The 15,406-nt window shown below is 72.9% G+C and carries 12 protein-coding genes and 1 tRNA gene; 8 read left to right on the forward strand and 5 right to left on the reverse strand.

Annotated elements, in window-relative coordinates; genetic code table 11:
* Positions 1-18 precede the first annotated feature (18 nt).
* Both CRM73_RS05380 and CRM73_RS05385 read left to right on the forward strand, forming a co-directional pair.
* A complete protein-coding gene (locus CRM73_RS05380; protein ID WP_229587062.1) occupies positions 19-924 on the forward strand; it encodes a type II secretion system F family protein in 906 nt (301 codons plus the stop codon).
* Between the two features lie 36 nt (positions 925-960).
* The gene (locus CRM73_RS05385) at positions 961-1,836 is read left to right on the forward strand and encodes a type II secretion system F family protein (protein WP_229587063.1); all 876 of its coding nucleotides are present in this window, start codon (positions 961-963) and stop codon (positions 1,834-1,836) included.
* Between the two features lie 83 nt (positions 1,837-1,919).
* On the opposite strand, the gene CRM73_RS05390 is transcribed toward CRM73_RS05385, so the two are convergent.
* Positions 1,920-1,996, reverse strand: a tRNA-Pro gene (locus CRM73_RS05390).
* A 232-nt stretch (positions 1,997-2,228) separates the two neighbouring features.
* On the opposite strand from CRM73_RS05390, the gene CRM73_RS05395 reads away from it, so the two are divergent.
* The 6 genes from CRM73_RS05395 (at position 2,229) to CRM73_RS05420 (ending at position 10,321) form a co-directional block, all read left to right on the forward strand.
* The gene (locus tag CRM73_RS05395; protein ID WP_229587064.1) at positions 2,229-3,461 is read left to right on the forward strand and encodes a M28 family peptidase; all 1,233 of its coding nucleotides are present in this window, start codon (positions 2,229-2,231) and stop codon (positions 3,459-3,461) included.
* 157 nt (positions 3,462-3,618) lie between these two features.
* Positions 3,619-5,208: a M20/M25/M40 family metallo-hydrolase gene (locus tag CRM73_RS05400; protein ID WP_229587065.1), complete on the forward strand. Its 1,590-nt coding sequence runs from the start codon at positions 3,619-3,621 to the stop codon at positions 5,206-5,208.
* 251 nt (positions 5,209-5,459) lie between these two features.
* Positions 5,460-6,914, forward strand: coding sequence for a M28 family peptidase (locus CRM73_RS05405; RefSeq protein WP_229587066.1), 1,455 nt, complete (start codon positions 5,460-5,462; stop codon positions 6,912-6,914).
* 163 nt (positions 6,915-7,077) lie between these two features.
* A complete protein-coding gene (locus CRM73_RS05410) occupies positions 7,078-8,682 on the forward strand; it encodes a M28 family peptidase (protein ID WP_229587067.1) in 1,605 nt (534 codons plus the stop codon).
* A 168-nt stretch (positions 8,683-8,850) separates the two neighbouring features.
* Entirely contained in the window at positions 8,851-9,561 is a 711-nt protein-coding gene (locus CRM73_RS05415; RefSeq protein ID WP_109268175.1) for an HAD family hydrolase, read from the forward strand.
* Between the two features lie 61 nt (positions 9,562-9,622).
* Entirely contained in the window at positions 9,623-10,321 is a 699-nt protein-coding gene (locus CRM73_RS05420; protein WP_229587068.1) for a haloacid dehalogenase type II, read from the forward strand.
* 9 nt (positions 10,322-10,330) lie between these two features.
* On the opposite strand, the gene CRM73_RS05425 is transcribed toward CRM73_RS05420, so the two are convergent.
* The 4 genes from CRM73_RS05425 to CRM73_RS05440 all read right to left on the reverse strand — a co-directional run bounded on the left by CRM73_RS05425 (position 10,331) and on the right by CRM73_RS05440 (position 15,222).
* A complete protein-coding gene (locus CRM73_RS05425) occupies positions 10,331-11,338 on the reverse strand; it encodes an NADP-dependent oxidoreductase (protein ID WP_017832531.1) in 1,008 nt (335 codons plus the stop codon).
* Between the two features lie 43 nt (positions 11,339-11,381).
* Entirely contained in the window at positions 11,382-11,804 is a 423-nt protein-coding gene (locus CRM73_RS05430) for an organic hydroperoxide resistance protein (RefSeq protein WP_017832530.1), read from the reverse strand.
* 5 nt (positions 11,805-11,809) lie between these two features.
* Complete coding sequence (locus CRM73_RS05435; protein WP_229587070.1) at positions 11,810-12,304, reverse strand: MarR family transcriptional regulator; 495 nt, start codon at positions 12,302-12,304, stop codon at positions 11,810-11,812.
* A gap of 68 nt (positions 12,305-12,372) precedes the next feature.
* Positions 12,373-15,222: an FAD-binding and (Fe-S)-binding domain-containing protein gene (locus CRM73_RS05440; RefSeq protein WP_229587072.1), complete on the reverse strand. Its 2,850-nt coding sequence runs from the start codon at positions 15,220-15,222 to the stop codon at positions 12,373-12,375.
* Between the last annotated feature and the right edge of the window lie 184 nt (positions 15,223-15,406).

The following is a 15,406-nucleotide window of genomic DNA, read 5'->3' on the forward strand; positions in this document are numbered from 1 at the left end:
GGGGCCCTCCTGTGTCTGATGGCCTTCCTGCTGCTGCTGTTCATCACGTTCAGGTCCTCCACGCCTCGCCTCCCGGTGGACCGGAGACGGCCGCCGCGGCTCGACGAGGCTCCGCCGTCCATGCTCAGCCGCGTCACCGGGATCACCACCAGCGCGATCGCCGACACGCTGAACCGCCACGGCTGGACCCGGTCCATCACCGACGCCCTGGACCGCGCCGGGCTGCGTCTCTCTCCGGCAGACTTCCTCGTGCTGGTGGGTGCCGCGGGGCTGGTCTCCGCCATTCTCGGCTTCCTCGTGGGCGGGCCACTGCTCGGCCTGCTGCTGCTGGTCCTGGCGCCGCTCGGGGGGAAGGTGTTCCTGGGACTGGCGGTCGGCAAACGGCGACGTGCTTTCGCCGATCAGCTCGACGACACCCTGCAGCTACTCGCTGGCAGCCTCCGGGCTGGCCACAGCCTTCTGCGTGCTGTTGACGCCGTCTCACGCGAGGCCCAGGCCCCCGCCAGTGAAGAGCTGGCCCGGGTGGTCAACCAGACCCGTCTCGGCCGCGACCTCAACAGTGCCCTCGACGAGACGGCGGAGCGGATGGGCAACGAGGACTTCAGCTGGGTCTCGCAGGCCATCGGCATTCACCGAGAGGTGGGCGGCGACCTCGCCGAGGTCCTCGACCAGGTCGGCCACACCATCAGAGAACGCAATCAGATCCGCCGCCAGGTCAAAGCACTGAGCGCCGAGGGGAAGATGTCCGCCTACATCCTCATGGCGTTGCCGATCTTGGTCCCCGGAGCGATGGGCATTATGAACCCCTCCTTCTTCACCGCGATGTTCCAGAACCCCATCGGATGGGGGCTGCTGGCCCTCGCCACCATCATGCTCGGTCTCGGCGGGCTGTGGATGCGCAAGATCGTCAGTTTCAAGTTCTAGCTCGTCCCTTCCCCGCACAGATTCAGGAGTGATCCCGTGGCACCGACCCTTACCTACGCCGCTGTGGCGCTCGGCGCAGCCCTCGCGCTGGCCCTGTGGGCGGTGTTCAGCACTGCCGGAGCGTCCGCACGTCAGGTGCGGGACAACCTGTCCCGCGGTTTCAGCGCCGAGATCGCCACTGTCGGTAGCTCTGCCCGACCCACCTGGGGCAGTCTGCACCGGTTCACGACGCCGAAGGGCGTGGCGCGGCTCGACCGCCTGCATGCGCTGGCCGGCCGCCCGGCGGCGTGGCCGCTCTCGCGGTTGCTCGCAGCCAAACCGCTCCTGGCGGGCATCGGGCTGGTCCTGGGGGTGCTGCTCCTGACCGGCAACGCCAGTGGCAGGATGCTCGCTCTTGTCATCGTGGTCACGGCCGTGGCCTACTTCGTCCCGGACCTCCTCGTCTACAGCCGCGGCATCGAACGTCAGCGGGCGATCGGGCTGGAGTTGCCCGACACGCTGGATCAGATGCTGATCGCGGTGGAGGCCGGGCTCGGCTTCGAGTCCGCCATGTCCCGGGCGGGGGAGAACGGCAAGGGTCCCCTGGCGGAGGAGCTCCAGCGCACGCTGGGGGACATGAGGGTCGGCGTGCCCCGCAAGGACGCTTACCTCGCGCTGGAGGAACGGACCAACGTGCCGGATCTGCGGAACTTTACCCGTGCCGTGGTGCAGGCTGACGTCTACGGCATCTCCATCAGTTCGGTGCTGCGGACCCAGGCGTCGGAAATGCGCATGAAGCGCAAGCAGCGGGCCGAGGAGCAGGCCATGAAAATTCCCGTCAAGATCACCGTCCCCCTCATGCTGCTCATCCTGCCAGTGCTTTTGCTCATGATCATGGGCCCGGTGGTGCTCAACGCGATGGAGCAGTTCTAGCACCGGCACATGGACACGACCCGTGCGTCGTCGTCACGGCATGCGAAAGGCCCCGGACCGACCGGTCCGGGGCCTTTCGCTGGTGGTCGGGATGACAGGATTTGAACCTGCGACCTCGTCGTCCCGAACGACGCGCGCTACCAAGCTGCGCCACATCCCGTGAAGCATCCGGTCTCAGCCGGAAACAACTGCTCCATCATAGCCATCTGGCTGCGCGGGTGGGAAATCGGGTGCGCGTGGCCGTGTCGTAGCGCGGCAACGGTGATCTGCGGATCGTTGACCGGAGCTCCGGCCCGTGCTTGTGGGATCGCACAGCACCGTCTATCCGCGGCGCACGTCGCGAGAGACGTCCACCGAGGGCGCGGACGGTGCCATGTCCCGGGGGAGGGGTCGTGCGTCGACGAGCACTCAGCAGGGGGCTCGCCCCGGCCGTGCTGACGGCGGCTCTCCTCCTTCCAGCCGACGTCCCGGCCGCGGCCCTTCCGGCAGGGCGCGACGGCGCCGCCTCGACGGAGGAGATCACCCGGGCCGTCACCGCGGAGCAGCTGGAGGGGCACTTGCAGGCGTTCCAGAACGCCGCGGACGGCCACAGCGGCAACCGCGCCGCCGGAACCGCCGGTTACCGTGCGAGCGTCGACCACGTCGTGGAGCGGCTGCGCGCCGCCGGCTACCACCCCCGGGTGCAGGCCTTCACATTCCCGTACGACGAGGACCACGACGACGATGACCATGGCGAGGACAGGTCCACGGAGCGCCGCGTGACGTACAACGTCCTGGCGGACACGGCCACGGGCGACCCGGGCAGCACCGTGCTGGTCGGTGCGCACCTGGACAGCGTGCCGGAGGGCCCCGGTCTCAACGACAACGGCTCCGGTGCCGCAGGCGTCCTCGCCGTGGCCGAGGCCCTGGCCGGCACCGACACGCGGAACAGGGTGCGCTTCGCCTGGTGGGGCGCGGAGGAATTGAACCTCAACGGCGCCGACCACTACGTCTCCGATCTCCGGGCCAACGACCCCGGGGCGTTCGAGGACATCGCGCTGTACCTGAACTTCGACATGATCGGCTCCCCGAACTACGGGCGCTTCGTCTACGACGGCGACACGTCCGGCAGCGGCTGGCACGACGACTCCGTGGAGGCGCCGGACGGATCGGACGCCATCGAGGTGGCGTTCGAGGCCTACTTCGAGTCCGAGGCGGTGGCTTTCGACGAGGTGCCGATCGACGACGGCAGCGACCACCTCGTGTTCGCCGAGGCCGGGATCCCCGTGGGCGGGCTCTTCACCGGCGACACGGGTGAGAAGACGCGACAGGAGGCCGCCCGGTACGGCGGCGAGGCCGGCGAGGTCTACGATCCCTGCTACCACGCCGCCTGCGAAAACCTGGACAACGTCGATCTCCAGATCCTGGAGGAGATGAGCGACGCCATGGCCGCGGTCGTCCTGGGCTTCGCGTCATCCACGATCGACGACGGGGCGCCCCTGGATCCTCCGGACGGGTGGCCACGCCGCGGGGCGCTCGAGGAGCTCGGGCCGGTTCTCATAGGCCTCGCCGCCGTGAGCGTGATCGTCGCGGCGGCCGTAGCGGCGGCCGTCGCTGTGCGGCACCGCGCCCGCGGGCGCCGGTGAACCTGGTCTGCCATTGTTGTGGGCCAAGTAGTGGACAAAAGTTATTGACCGGTCGGTAACCCATTTGTGAGCATGTGCAAATCCGAGTCATTCCTCGATGACTGTGAACCGCGTCACGGCCGGGCTACCTCCCGGCCGCCGCTCACCTGGAGGTTCCATGCCCGTCCGCAAACCCAGCCACTGGATCACCGCGGCCGCCCTGGCCGGCGCCCTGACCCTCACGGCGACCAGTGCCGTCGCGGCCCCCACCCGCGACACCAGCAACAACAACACCACCCACAAGATCACCCAGGCCGTCTCCCAGCAGAAGCTCACGGAGCACCTGAACGCCTTCCAGTCGATCGCGGAGGCCAACGACGGCAACCGCGCCTCCGGCACCTCCGGCTACCAGGCCAGCGTCGACTACGTGGTCGAGAGGCTGCGCGCCGCCGGCTACACCCCGGAGGTCCAGGCGTTCGACTTCCCGTTCTTCCAGGAGCGCACCCCCGCCACGGTCGCCGCGGACGGCACGCAGCTCGCCGCCGGGGACGTCGCGGTGATGACCTACTCCGGCACGGGCACCGTCACCGGCACGGTGCAGGCGGTCGACACCACCGGAGCCCGGGTGGGCAGCACCAGCGGCTGCGAGGCGAGCGACTTCGCCGGCTTCGAGGCGGGCAACATTGCTCTGCTCCAGCGCGGCACCTGCTCCTTCGCGGTCAAGGCCGCGAACGCGGAGGCGGCCGGTGCGAGCGCCGTGCTGATCTTCAACACGGGCCTGCCGAACGCCGAGGACGCCGTCGCCGGCACCCTTGGCTCCCCGGAGGCCACGTCCCTGCCGACGGTCGGCATCAGTTACCAGGCGGGCGTGGACCTGCTGGACGCCGCCGAGGTCACGGTCGCCACGGACACCGTCTCGGCGACCCGCACCACCTACAACGTCCTCGCCGAGACCGGCTCGGGGGACCCGGAGAACACGGTGGTGGTCGGCGCGCACCTGGACGGCGTGCTCGAGGGCGCCGGCATCAGCGACAACGGCACCGGGTCGGCCGGCATCCTCGCCATCGCGGAGGCGATGGCCAAGACGAAGACCGAGAACACCGTGCGCTTCGCCTGGTGGGGCGCGGAGGAGCTCGGCCTGCTGGGCGCCGAGCACTACGTGACCGATCTGCGGGAGAACGACCCCGAGGCGTTCGAGGACATCGCGATGTACCTGAACTTCGACATGATCGGCTCCCCGAACTACGGGCGCTTCGTCTACGACGGCGACGCCTCCACCTTCGACCCCGGCGACACGAACGTCCCCGAGGGCTCCGCGGCGATCGAGGCGGCGTTCCACGAGCACTTCGCCTCGGTGGGGCTGGCCTCCGGGGACACCGAGTTCAGCGGCCGCAGCGACTACGGGCCGTTCATCGAGGCCGACATCCCCTCCGGCGGCCTCTTCACGGGCGCCGAGGGCGTGAAGACCCAGGAGCAGGCCGAGCTGTTCGGCGGCCAGGCCGGCGTCGCATACGACTCCTGCTACCACTCCGCGTGCGACGACATCTCGAACGTGAACCTCCAGGGCATGGAGGAGATGTCCGACGCCGCCGCGGCGGTCGTCCTGCGCTACGCGACGTCCACCCACGACGTCAACGGCGAGGGCAAGCCCTACCGGCAGAAGGGCAAGGGCGCCGTCGGCCACCCGAAGGGCGACGACCGCGGCCACGGCCCGCACTCCGAGCACGGTCGCGGCCACGGGCACGGCCACGACAAGGCGGCCGCCTGACGGTCCCGAGCCCCAGCGAACGGCCCCGTCCCCGGCGCGAACTGCCGGGGGCGGGGCCGTTCGCTGCGCCACAATCCGCCCAACCGTTGTGCCGCTGACGTGCAGTTGAGATTCTGGGCACAGGGCTCCACCAGCACGATGGAGCCGACCCCACGGTCGAGCCCCCGATCGGCCCCTGCCCCGGGAGATCCCATGCGTCACCGCACCCACCACCACCGGACCGTGGCCGCCGCCACCCCGACCACGACGGGGTGGTCCCGGTGACCGCGGCGGGCGTGCCCGTCGGGAAGGTGCTGGAGCACCTCGAGGTGTTCCAGGCCATCGCCAACGCGAACAACGCCAACCGCGCCTCGGGCACGTCCGGCTACCGGGGCAGCGTGGACTACGTGGTCGGCCGGCTGCGGGCCGCCGGCTACGCCCCGCGGGTCCAAGAGTTCACCTTCCCCTTCTTCCAGGAGACCGCCCCGGCCACGGTCAGCGCAGGGGGACGACAGCTTCCCGCGACCGACGTGGCGGTCATGACCTACTCCGGCTCCGGGACCGTGACGGCGCCGGTGCAGGCCGTGGGGACGACCGGCGAGAAGGCCGCGAGCACCAGCGGGTGCGAGGCCGGTGACTTCGCCGAGTTCGTGCCGGGGAACATCGCGTTGCTCCAGCGGGGCACGTGCGCCTTCGGGGTGAAGGCCGCCAATGCGGTGGCCGCCGGAGCGTCCGCGGTGCTGATCTTCAACACGGGACTGGACGGCGCGGAGGGCGCGGTCGCCGGCACCCTGGGCGATCCCGGCGGGGTGACCGTCCCCGTGGTCGGCCTGAGCTACGCGGCCGGCGTGGCCCTGCTGGGCGGGGGCGAGGTGACGGTCAGCACGCAGACCGTCTCCGAGAGCCGGGAGACGTTCAACGTCCTCGCCGAGACGGGCTCCGGCGACGGGCAGCGCACGGTCATGGTCGGCGCCCACCTGGACAGCGTCCCGGAGGGCCCCGGGATCAACGACAACGCGTCCGGATCCGCGGGCATCCTGGCGATCGCCGAGGCGCTCGCCGGCACGGAGACCGCCAACGCGGTGCGCTTCGCCTGGTGGGGCGCGGAGGAGTTCGGCCTGCTCGGGTCCCGCCACTACGTCACGGACCTCAAGACCAGCGACGCCGGGACGCTCGGGAACATCGCGCTGTACCTGAACTTCGACATGATCGGCTCCCCGAACCACGGGCGCTTCGTCTACGACGGCGACGCCTCGGCCTTCGGCCCGGAGGACGGCTCGGTGCCCGCCCCGGCGGGCTCGGCCGCGATCGAGGCGGCCTTCCACGAGCACTTCGGCTCCGTGGGCCTGGCCTCCGGCGAGACCGAGTTCAGCGGCCGCAGCGACTACGGCCCGTTCATCGCCGAGGGCATCGCCTCCGGCGGCCTGTTCACCGGGGCGGAGGGGATCAAGACCGTGGAGCAGGCGGCGCTGTTCGGCGGCCGGGCGGGCATCGGCTACGACTTCTGCTACCACGCGTCCTGCGACGACCTCAGCAACGTCGACCTCCGGACGCTGGAGGAGATGACCGGCGCGGCCTCCGCCGTCGTCCTGCGCTTCGCGAACTCCACCGAGGACCTCGAGACGGAGGGCCGGCGGCTGCTCGGCATCGTGGCGCCCGTTCCCTCCGCCGCTGTCGACCAGGGCCGCGGCCCCAGCAACGCCGCCGCGCAGAGGCAGACCGAGTGAGGCGGCCGCACTGAGACGGATGCGGTTCCCGGCGCCACAATCCGTCCGGTCATTGTGCCCCTGACCTGGAGCTGAGATCCTGTGCGCAGGACTCCACCCGCCCGATGGGGCCCATGACGGACACGGTCGAGCCCCCGATCGGCCTCAGGCCCCGGGAGGACCCATGCCGCACCCCACACCCCGCCGATGGACCGTGGCCGCGGCCCTGGCCGGCACCCTCGCGCTCACCATGCCGAGCGCCGTCACGGCGGCTCCGGGGGAGGCCGGCGACGCCGGAGCGCTCGCCCCGACCGCCGCGGCCGTGCCCGTGCAGCAGGTGCTGGACCACCTCGAGGTGTTCCAGGCCGTCGCCCACGCCAACGGCGGCAACCGGGCCTCGGGCACCCCGGGCTACCGGGGCAGCGCGGATTACGTGGTCGGCCGGCTGCGCGCCGCCGGCTACGCCCCGCGGGTCCAGAGCTTCTCCTTCCCGTTCTTCCAGGAGATCGTCCCGACCACCGTGGCCGTGCCCGGCCCGGGCGGTGTCCCGCGGACCCTGACCGCGGCGGAGGCGGCCGTCATGGTCTACTCCGGGTCCGGCACGGTGACCGCCCCGGTGCAGGCCGTGGACACCACCGGCGCCCCGGCGGCGAGCACCAGCGGCTGCGAGGCCGAGGACTTCGCAGGCTTCACGGCGGGCAGCGTCGCCCTGCTCCAGCGGGGCACGTGCACCTTCGGCGTGAAGGCCGCCAACGCCCAGGCCGCCGGGGCCTCCGCGGTGCTGATCTTCAACACCGGTCTCCCCGGAGAGGAAGGCGTGGTCGCCGGCACGCTCGGGGAGCCCGGTGCCACGACCCTCCCGGTGGTCGGTCTCAGCCATGCGGCCGGGACCGCCCTGCTGGGCGGGGGCGAGGTGACCGTGACGGCGCAGACCGTCTCCGAGAACCGTGAGACGTTCAACGTCCTCGCCGAGACGGGCTCGGGCGATCCCGGGAGCACGGTGATGGTCGGGGCCCACCTGGACAGCGTCCCCGAGGGCGCGGGCATCAACGACAACGGCTCGGGCTCCGCGGGGATCCTGGCCATCGCCGAGGCGCTCGCGGGCACCGAGACCGCGAACACGGTGCGCTTCGCCTGGTGGGGCGCGGAGGAGTTCGGCCTGCGCGGCTCCCGGCACTACGTCGCGGACCTGAAGACCAACGACCCCGCCGCGCTGGAGGACATCGCGGTGTACCTGAACTTCGACATGATCGGCTCCCCGAACCACGGGCGGTTCGTCTACGACGGCGACCACTCCGCGTTCCCGCCCGTGCAGGGCCCCGACGGCCCCGTGATCGCCCCGGCGGGCTCGGCCGCGATCGAGGCGGCCTTCCACGAGCACTTCGGCTCCGTGGGCCTGGCCTCCGGTGAGACGGAGTTCAGCGGCCGCAGCGACTACGGGCCCTTCATCGCCGAGGGCGTCCCCTCCGGCGGTCTGTTCACCGGCGCCGAGGGGATCAAGACCGCGGAGCAGGCCGCGCTGTTCGGCGGCCGGGCCGGAGTCGCCTACGACTTCTGCTACCACGGCGCGTGCGACGACCTCGCCAACGTCGACGCCCGGGGACTGGGCGAGATGACCGACGCGGCGGCAGCCGTGATCCAGCGCTTCGCGGCCTCCACCCGGGACGTCGACGGCACGGGGGCGGACGAGAGCGCGCAGCAGGACGGACGCGGGCTCCCGCTCGGTCCGGCCACCGCGGACCAGGGGAGCGGCCCGCACAGCGCCGCCGACGACGTGCCGGTGCAGTGAGCGGCGGGAGGTCGGGACCGGGCGGCCCCCGACCTTCCTCCGCACAGTCGTTGTCGGGGGAGCGGTGGCGTTCCACGACAGCAGGACGAGTCCCCCCGGAGCACCCGCGCCGCCACCGCCACTCCGCGCCCCATTGCTCACCCGGCCACCGGGTGGGAGGGTGAGGCCATGACTCCTCCCCGGACCCCCGACCGCTCGGCGCCGAGCCGGCGCGGCGTCCTGTTCGACGTCGACGGCACCCTCATCGACTCGAGCTACCTGCACACCGTCGCCTGGTGGCACGCCTTCAACCAGGCCGGGCACGACGTCCCCATGCACCGCATCCACCGGCTCATCGGCATGGGCTCGGAGCAGCTGATCGACGAGCTGCTGCCCGCGGACCGGGACCGGGACGGGGACGACGCCATCGGCGCGGCCCACGGGGCCCTGTTCTCCGTGCACTGGCCGGGGCTCAAGCCCACCCGCGGCGCCGCCGAGCTGCTGCGCCGCTGCACCGACGCGGGGCTCGTGGTGGTGCTGGCGTCGTCGTCGAACGTCACCGAGGTGGCCGCCATGCGGGAGGCCCTCGGCTCGGACGACCTGCTCACGGCGGTCACGACCGCCACGGACGCCGAGCACAGCAAGCCCGCCCCGGACATCTTCGCCGCGGCCCTGGAGGCCGGGAACCTACGCCCCGAGGACGCGATCGTGGTGGGGGACGCCCGCTGGGACGTCGAGTCCGCGTGGAAGCTCGGCCTCGACGCCGTGTGCCTGACCAGCGGCGGGATCAGCGAGACGGAGCTGCGCGAGGCCGGGGCCGTGGCCGTCTACGCGGACCCGCAGGCCCTCCTCGACGACTTCGAGAACAGCCCCCTGGGCCGGCTCGTCCCGGCAGGCTGAGCGCCCCCGCCGGCTCCCGCGCGGACCGTGCCGCGCACCACCGCGAACGAAAGGCCCCGGAATGACCACCGACGACAGACCCGTCCTCGTGTTCGACGTGAACGAGACCCTCTCCGACATGCGCCCCCTGCGCCACGCCTTCGAGGAGGTCGGGGTGCCGGGGGAGCTGGCGGCCACGTGGTTCGCCTCCGTCCTGCGGGAGGGCTTCGCGCTGGCGGTCCACGGAGAGGCCCAGCCGTTCTCCGTGCTGGGGCAGGAGACGGCGCGCACGCTCTTCACCCTGCACCCGCCGGCCGGGGACGTGGAGGACGCCGTGGCCCGGGTCCTGGACGCCGTGCAGCGGCTGCCCCTGCACGCGGACGTCCCGGACGGGGTGCGCTCCCTGGCAGACGCCGGGTTCCGGCTCACGGCCCTCACCAACGGCTCCGCGGCCACGGCCGAGGGCCTGCTCGAGCGCGGGGGCGTGCGGCAGCACTTCGAGCGCGTCTGCTCCGTCGAGGAGGCCCCCTGCTGGAAGCCGGCGTCCGAGGCCTACACCTGGGCGAGCGGGGCGTGGGGCGTGCCGCCGGAGCAGATGCTCATGGTCGCGGTGCACCCCTGGGACCTGCACGGCGCCGCCCGCGCCGGGCTGCGCACGGCCTGGATCGACCGGCACGGCTCGCCCTGGCCGACGTACGCGCGCACCCCGGACCTCAGGGTGTCCGGGGTGCGGGAGCTCGCCGCGCGGCTGGCCGCCGGCGGCGCCGAGCTGACGGCCTGACGGCTCAGCTCACAGCTTGACGACCATCTTGCCGGTGTTGGCCCCGGCGAGCAGGTCGATGAACGCCTGCGGGGCGTCGTCCAGCCCCTCGCGCACGGTCTCGTCCCACCGGATTTCGCCGGCCGCGAGCCAGCCGGCCATCTTCTCGCGGAACTCCGGGCCCAGGTCCTGGTGACCGCTGACCAGGAAGCCCTGCAGGCTCAGCTGCTTGCCGATCGCCAGCGCCAGGTTCCGCGGCGCCGCCGGGGGCTCGGTCGCGTTGTATTGCGAGATCGCCCCGCACAGGCACACGCGGCCGTGGACGTTCAGCGCGGAGATCGCGGCCTCCAGGTGCTCGCCGCCCACGTTGTCGAAGTAGACGTCGATGCCCTCGGGCGCCGCGCGCCGCAGCTGGGGGAGCACCGGGCCGTCGTGGTAGTCGAAGGCGGCGTCGAAGCCGAGCTCCAGCAGGCGGGCGACCTTCTCGGGCGAGCCGGCGCTGCCGATCACGCGGGCGGCGCCGCTGAGCTTTGCGATCTGGCCGACGAGCGAGCCCACGGCCCCGGCGGCGCCGGAGACGAAGACCGTGTCCCCGGGCCGGAACCGTGCGGCCGCCATGAGGCCGGCGTACGCGGTGAGCCCCGGCATGCCGAGCACCCCCAGGTAGGCCGACTCCGGGGCGAGGGCGGGGTCCACCACGGTGGCCGAGGCGGCCTCGACGAGCGCGTGCTCCCGCCACCCGGCCCCGTGCAGCACCGTGGCGCCCACGGGCAGCTCGGGCGCGGAGGAAGCGATGACCTCGCCCACGGCGCCGCCGTCGAGCGGACGGTCCACCTGGAACGGCGGGACGTAGGACTTCACGTCGTTCATCCGGCCGCGCATGTACGGGTCCACGGACATCCAGCGGTTGGCGACCACGACCTGGCCGGGACCGGGCGCGGGCAGCGCGGCCTCCTCGAGCCGGAAGTTCTCGGGGGTGGGGGTGCCGTCGGGGCGGGAGGCGAGCACGACCTGGCGGGTGCTGGTGGGCGGGGTCATCGGTTCTCCTGGGGGTCGAGGGAAGGGAGCGGGGGAGCGGGGATCAGTCGTCGGCGACGGTCACGCGGACGTCGACGTTGCCGCGGGTGGCGTTCGAGTACGGGCACACCTGGTGGGCCTTGTCCGCCAGGGCCTGCGCGGTGGCCGGGTCGAGGTCGGGGAGCACGACCTCGAGGTCGACCTCGAGGCCGAAGCCGCCCTGGCCGTTGCCGCCGATGCCCACGCGGGCCCCGACGCTGGAGTCGCCGAGCTTCACCTTCTCCTGCCGGGCCACCATCTGCAGCGCGGAGTGGAAGCAGGCGGCGTAGCCCGCGGCGAAGAGCTGCTCGGGGTTGGCGCCGTCGCCGGAGCCGCCCATCTCCTGCGGGACGGCCAGGCCCAGGTCGATCCGGCCGTCGGTGGTGCGGGTGCGGCCGTCGCGGCCGGCACCGGTGGCGAGGGCCTCGGCGGTGTAGACGGTGTCCATGCTGGTCACTCCTGGGTGTCGGTGGTGGTGGTTCGGGTTCCGGTGCCGTCCGCGCCGGCGCGGTCCGCGGCGCCCGGATCGGCGGGGGCGCCGATCCGCCGGGCCAGGGCCCGCAGCGTCTCCATCTCGGCGGCGGTCAGCCCCGAGGCCTCCAGGGCGCGCTGCTGCACGGCCGGGGCGCGCTCGCGCAGCCGGTGGCCGGACGGCGTGAGGTGGACGGTGACCCGCCGCTCGTCGTCGTGCCCCCGGCGGCGCTCGAGGAGGCCGCCGGTCTCCATCCGCTTGAGCAGCGGGGAGAGGGTGCCGCTGTCCAGGCGGAGGCGGGAGCCCAGCGCCGAGACGGTCTGGCCGTCCGCCTCCCACAGCGCGAGCAGCGCGAGGTACTGCGGGTAGGTCAGGCCGAGCTCCGCCAGCGGCTCGCGGTAGGCCGCGGTCGTGGCACGTGAGGCGGCGTAGAGCGCGAAGCACAGCTGCGCGTCGAGCCGGAGATCTGCGTCCATGACCCCATGGTGGCACAGGGGTCGGTTGAGCACAACTCAGTTGTGCACAACCGAAACTGGGGCGCGGATCAGCGGGTCGCCTCCTCCAGGTGCTCGAGCACGTGCCGGTACGGGTGGCCGGTGGCCTCCGTCATGCCCTGCTCGCACGTGCGGTTCAGGGACGCGTAGGCGTCGAAGCGGCGGCCGGTGACCTCGCGGGCCTCGGCCGCGGTGGCCGAGGCCGTGAACTCGGGGTGCAGCATCCCGCGGTCCCCGGCGTAGGCGCAGCAGCCCCAGTCCTTCGGCACGACCACGTCCTCGCTGATCGCCCGGGCCAGGGTCTCGAAGGCGCCGGTGATGCCCAGGTGCACGCTCGAGCACGTGGGGTGCAGTGCCATGGACCCGATCGGGCGGCTGACGGTCAGCCGCCCCAGCACCCGGTCCGCCACGAACTCCACCGCGTCCACGAACCGCAGCGCGTGGTACTCGCTGGACGCCGCCGCCAGCTCGGACATGGTCTCCAGGCCCTCGGTGCAGGACGCGGCGTCGCAGACGACCGGCAGCTCGCCCTGGCGGGTCGCCTCCCACAGCCCGGCCAGCGTCCGCTCCGACATCGTGGCGTACCCGGTGGGCAGGCCCTTCGACTTCCACGGCGTCCCGCAGCACAGGTTCCCGATGCCCTCGGGGACGGTGACGTGCACCCCGGCGCGGTCGCACAGCGCCAGGAACGCCTCCGAGGCGGTCAGGCCCGTGCCGCCCCCGGGGCGGGCGGCCGTGCCGAACATCGAGTTGATGCACGCCGGGAAGAACACGGCCTCCGCGGCCGGGTCCCGCCGGTGCGGCCGGGGCGGGCCGCCCGCGGGCAGCTCCGCCTTGTACTGCGGCACGTGCTCGGCGCCGAGGACGGCCCGGGCCGCGGCGGTCGCGGCGGCCGGCAGCGCGGCGGGCAGGGCCTTCGCGGCGGTCAGGCCGAGCCCGGCGCCCGTCGTCGTCGCCCCCCACGCCCGCGCGGCGGCGCCCCAGCCGGCGTCCGCGACCCGGCTGTGGTCCTCGGCGCGCAGCCGGCGCACGAGGTCCCCCGTATTGATGAGCACGGGGCAGGCCGTCACGCACATCCCGTCCACGGCGCACGTCTGCAGGCCCTCGTAGTCGTACTCGGCGCGCAGCCGGCCGGCGAGCTCCGTGTCCCCCCGCTCCTCGGCCGCCGCGATCTCCCGGCGGCCCACGATGCGCTGCCGCGGCGTGAGGGTGAGGTCCTTGGACGGGCAGACCGGCTCGCAGTAGCCGCACTCCACGCACCGGTCCACCTCCTGCTCCACCGTGGGCGCGGTCTTGAGGTCCCGCACGTACACCGTGGGGTCCTCGTTGAGCAGCACGCCCGGGTTCAGCAGCGCGCCCGGGTCGACGAGCCGCTTGAGCGCCACCATGACCTCGTAGAGCTCGTCCCCGTACTGCCGGCGCACGAACGGCGCCATGTTGCGGCCCGTGCCGTGCTCGGCCTTGAGCGAGCCGTGGTGGTCGAGGACCAGGGCGACCATGTCCTCGGTGAAGCGCTCGTAGCGGGCCAGCAGGTCCGGGCGGTCGAACTGCTCGTTGAGCATGAAGTGCACGTTGCCGTCCTTGGCGTGCCCGAAGATCACCGAGTCCCGGTAGCCGTGGGCGTCGAAGAGCCCCGTGAGCTGCTCGCAGGTCTCGCCGAGCTCCGCGACAGGGACGACGACGTCCTCGAGCAGCGCGTTGGACCCGCTCGGCCGGGCACCCGCCACGGTGGTGTAGAGGCCCTTGCGCACGGTCCACAGCGCCGCCCGGGACGCGGGGTCGTCCGTCAGGGCGGGCGGTACTGCGAGGTCCAGGGTGCGGAACAGCCCGGCGGCGCCCGCCGAGAGCTCCTGCTCCTCCTCGGGCGTGCGGCCCTGGTACTCGACGAGCAGCGCCGCGTGGTCGCGGACGTCGATGTCCAGGATCTGCGCCGGGGCCAGTCCCGTGCGCTGGGAGACCTTCAGGGACGTGGCGTCCAGCAGCTCGACCGTGGCCGAGCGGGCCGCCACCAGGGCGGGGACCGTGCGGGTGGCCGTGGCCAGGTCCGGGAACACCAGCAGTCCCGTGGAGGCGAACGGCAGGATCTCCACCGTCCGGAAGACCGCCTGGGCCACGAAGCCCAGGGTGCCCTCGCTGCCGACCATCAGGTGCTCGAGGATCCGCACCGGCTCGTCGTGGTCCAGGAAGGAGTTGAGGCCGTAGCCCATGGTGTTCTTCATCGAGAACTGCCGCTCGATCGTGCGCACCGACGCCGGGTCGCCGCGCACCCGGTCCCGCAGCCGCAGCAGACCCTCGTGCAGGGCCGGCTCGAGCTCCCGCAGCCGCCGGTCGGCGTCCGGGTCCGCGGTGTCCACCCGGGTCCCGGAGGGCAGGACGAACACCAGGGACTCCAGCGTCCGATAGGTGTTGGCCTCGGTCCCGCAGGCCATGCCCGAGGAGTTGTTGGCCACCACACCGCCGATCGTGCACGCGGCCTCGCTCGCCGGGTCCGGCCCCAGCTTGCGGCCGTACGGGGCCAGCCGGGCATTGACCTGCCGCACCGTGGCCCCGGGCTGCACACGGACCCGCCGGCCGCCGTCCAGCACCTCGACCCCCCGGAAGTTCCGCCGGACGTCGACCAGCACCTGGTCCGTCACGGACTGCCCGGACAGGGACGTCCCGCCGGAGCGGAAGGTCAGGCCCAGGCCGTGGCGGGCGACCGCGCGGAAGAGGTGGCCCATGTCCGCGGCCGAGCGCGGGCGCACCACCGCCGCGGGCTGCAGCAGGTAGTGGGAGGCGTCGTGGGCCAGCGCGCGGTGCTCGAGCTCCGAGGTCACCACCGCGTCGCGGCCGCACCCGGCCCGCAGCTCCTCCAGCAGGGCCTCGGGGGCGGGGACGGGATGCGTGGTGGGGGCGGTCATGGGATCTCCTGACGGGGAGGCGGGGCAACCGGGGTGGTCCACGCCACATCCTATGGTGTGACCACAGGCGCCGCAGCGGTCCGTCCGGCGGGGGCCGCCGGGACCCGGCAGACCGGGCCCGTGCGCGCGCCCATGCGCCCGCGTCCGTCCGGTCCGCCGGCCCCGGGCGGTGCGGGGGGATTGT

Origin of the sequence: Kocuria sp. CCUG 69068, from assembly GCF_020833785.1 — a bacterium.
Classification (GTDB): domain Bacteria; phylum Actinomycetota; class Actinomycetes; order Actinomycetales; family Micrococcaceae; genus Kocuria; species Kocuria rosea.

Coding starts and splice junctions, on each gene's coding strand:
- CRM73_RS05440 (WP_229587072.1), bottom strand. CDS start 15,222: ATGACCGCCCCCACCACGCATCCCGTCCCCGCCCCCGAGGCCCTGCTG.
- CRM73_RS05430 (WP_017832530.1), bottom strand. CDS start 11,804: ATGGACACCGTCTACACCGCCGAGGCCCTCGCCACCGGTGCCGGCCGC.
- CRM73_RS05420 (WP_229587068.1), top strand. CDS start 9,623: ATGACCACCGACGACAGACCCGTCCTCGTGTTCGACGTGAACGAGACC.
- CRM73_RS05435 (WP_229587070.1), bottom strand. CDS start 12,304: ATGGACGCAGATCTCCGGCTCGACGCGCAGCTGTGCTTCGCGCTCTAC.
- CRM73_RS05380 (WP_229587062.1), top strand. CDS start 19: ATGGCCTTCCTGCTGCTGCTGTTCATCACGTTCAGGTCCTCCACGCCT.
- CRM73_RS05400 (WP_229587065.1), top strand. CDS start 3,619: ATGCCCGTCCGCAAACCCAGCCACTGGATCACCGCGGCCGCCCTGGCC.
- CRM73_RS05415 (WP_109268175.1), top strand. CDS start 8,851: ATGACTCCTCCCCGGACCCCCGACCGCTCGGCGCCGAGCCGGCGCGGC.
- CRM73_RS05410 (WP_229587067.1), top strand. CDS start 7,078: ATGCCGCACCCCACACCCCGCCGATGGACCGTGGCCGCGGCCCTGGCC.
- CRM73_RS05425 (WP_017832531.1), bottom strand. CDS start 11,338: ATGACCCCGCCCACCAGCACCCGCCAGGTCGTGCTCGCCTCCCGCCCC.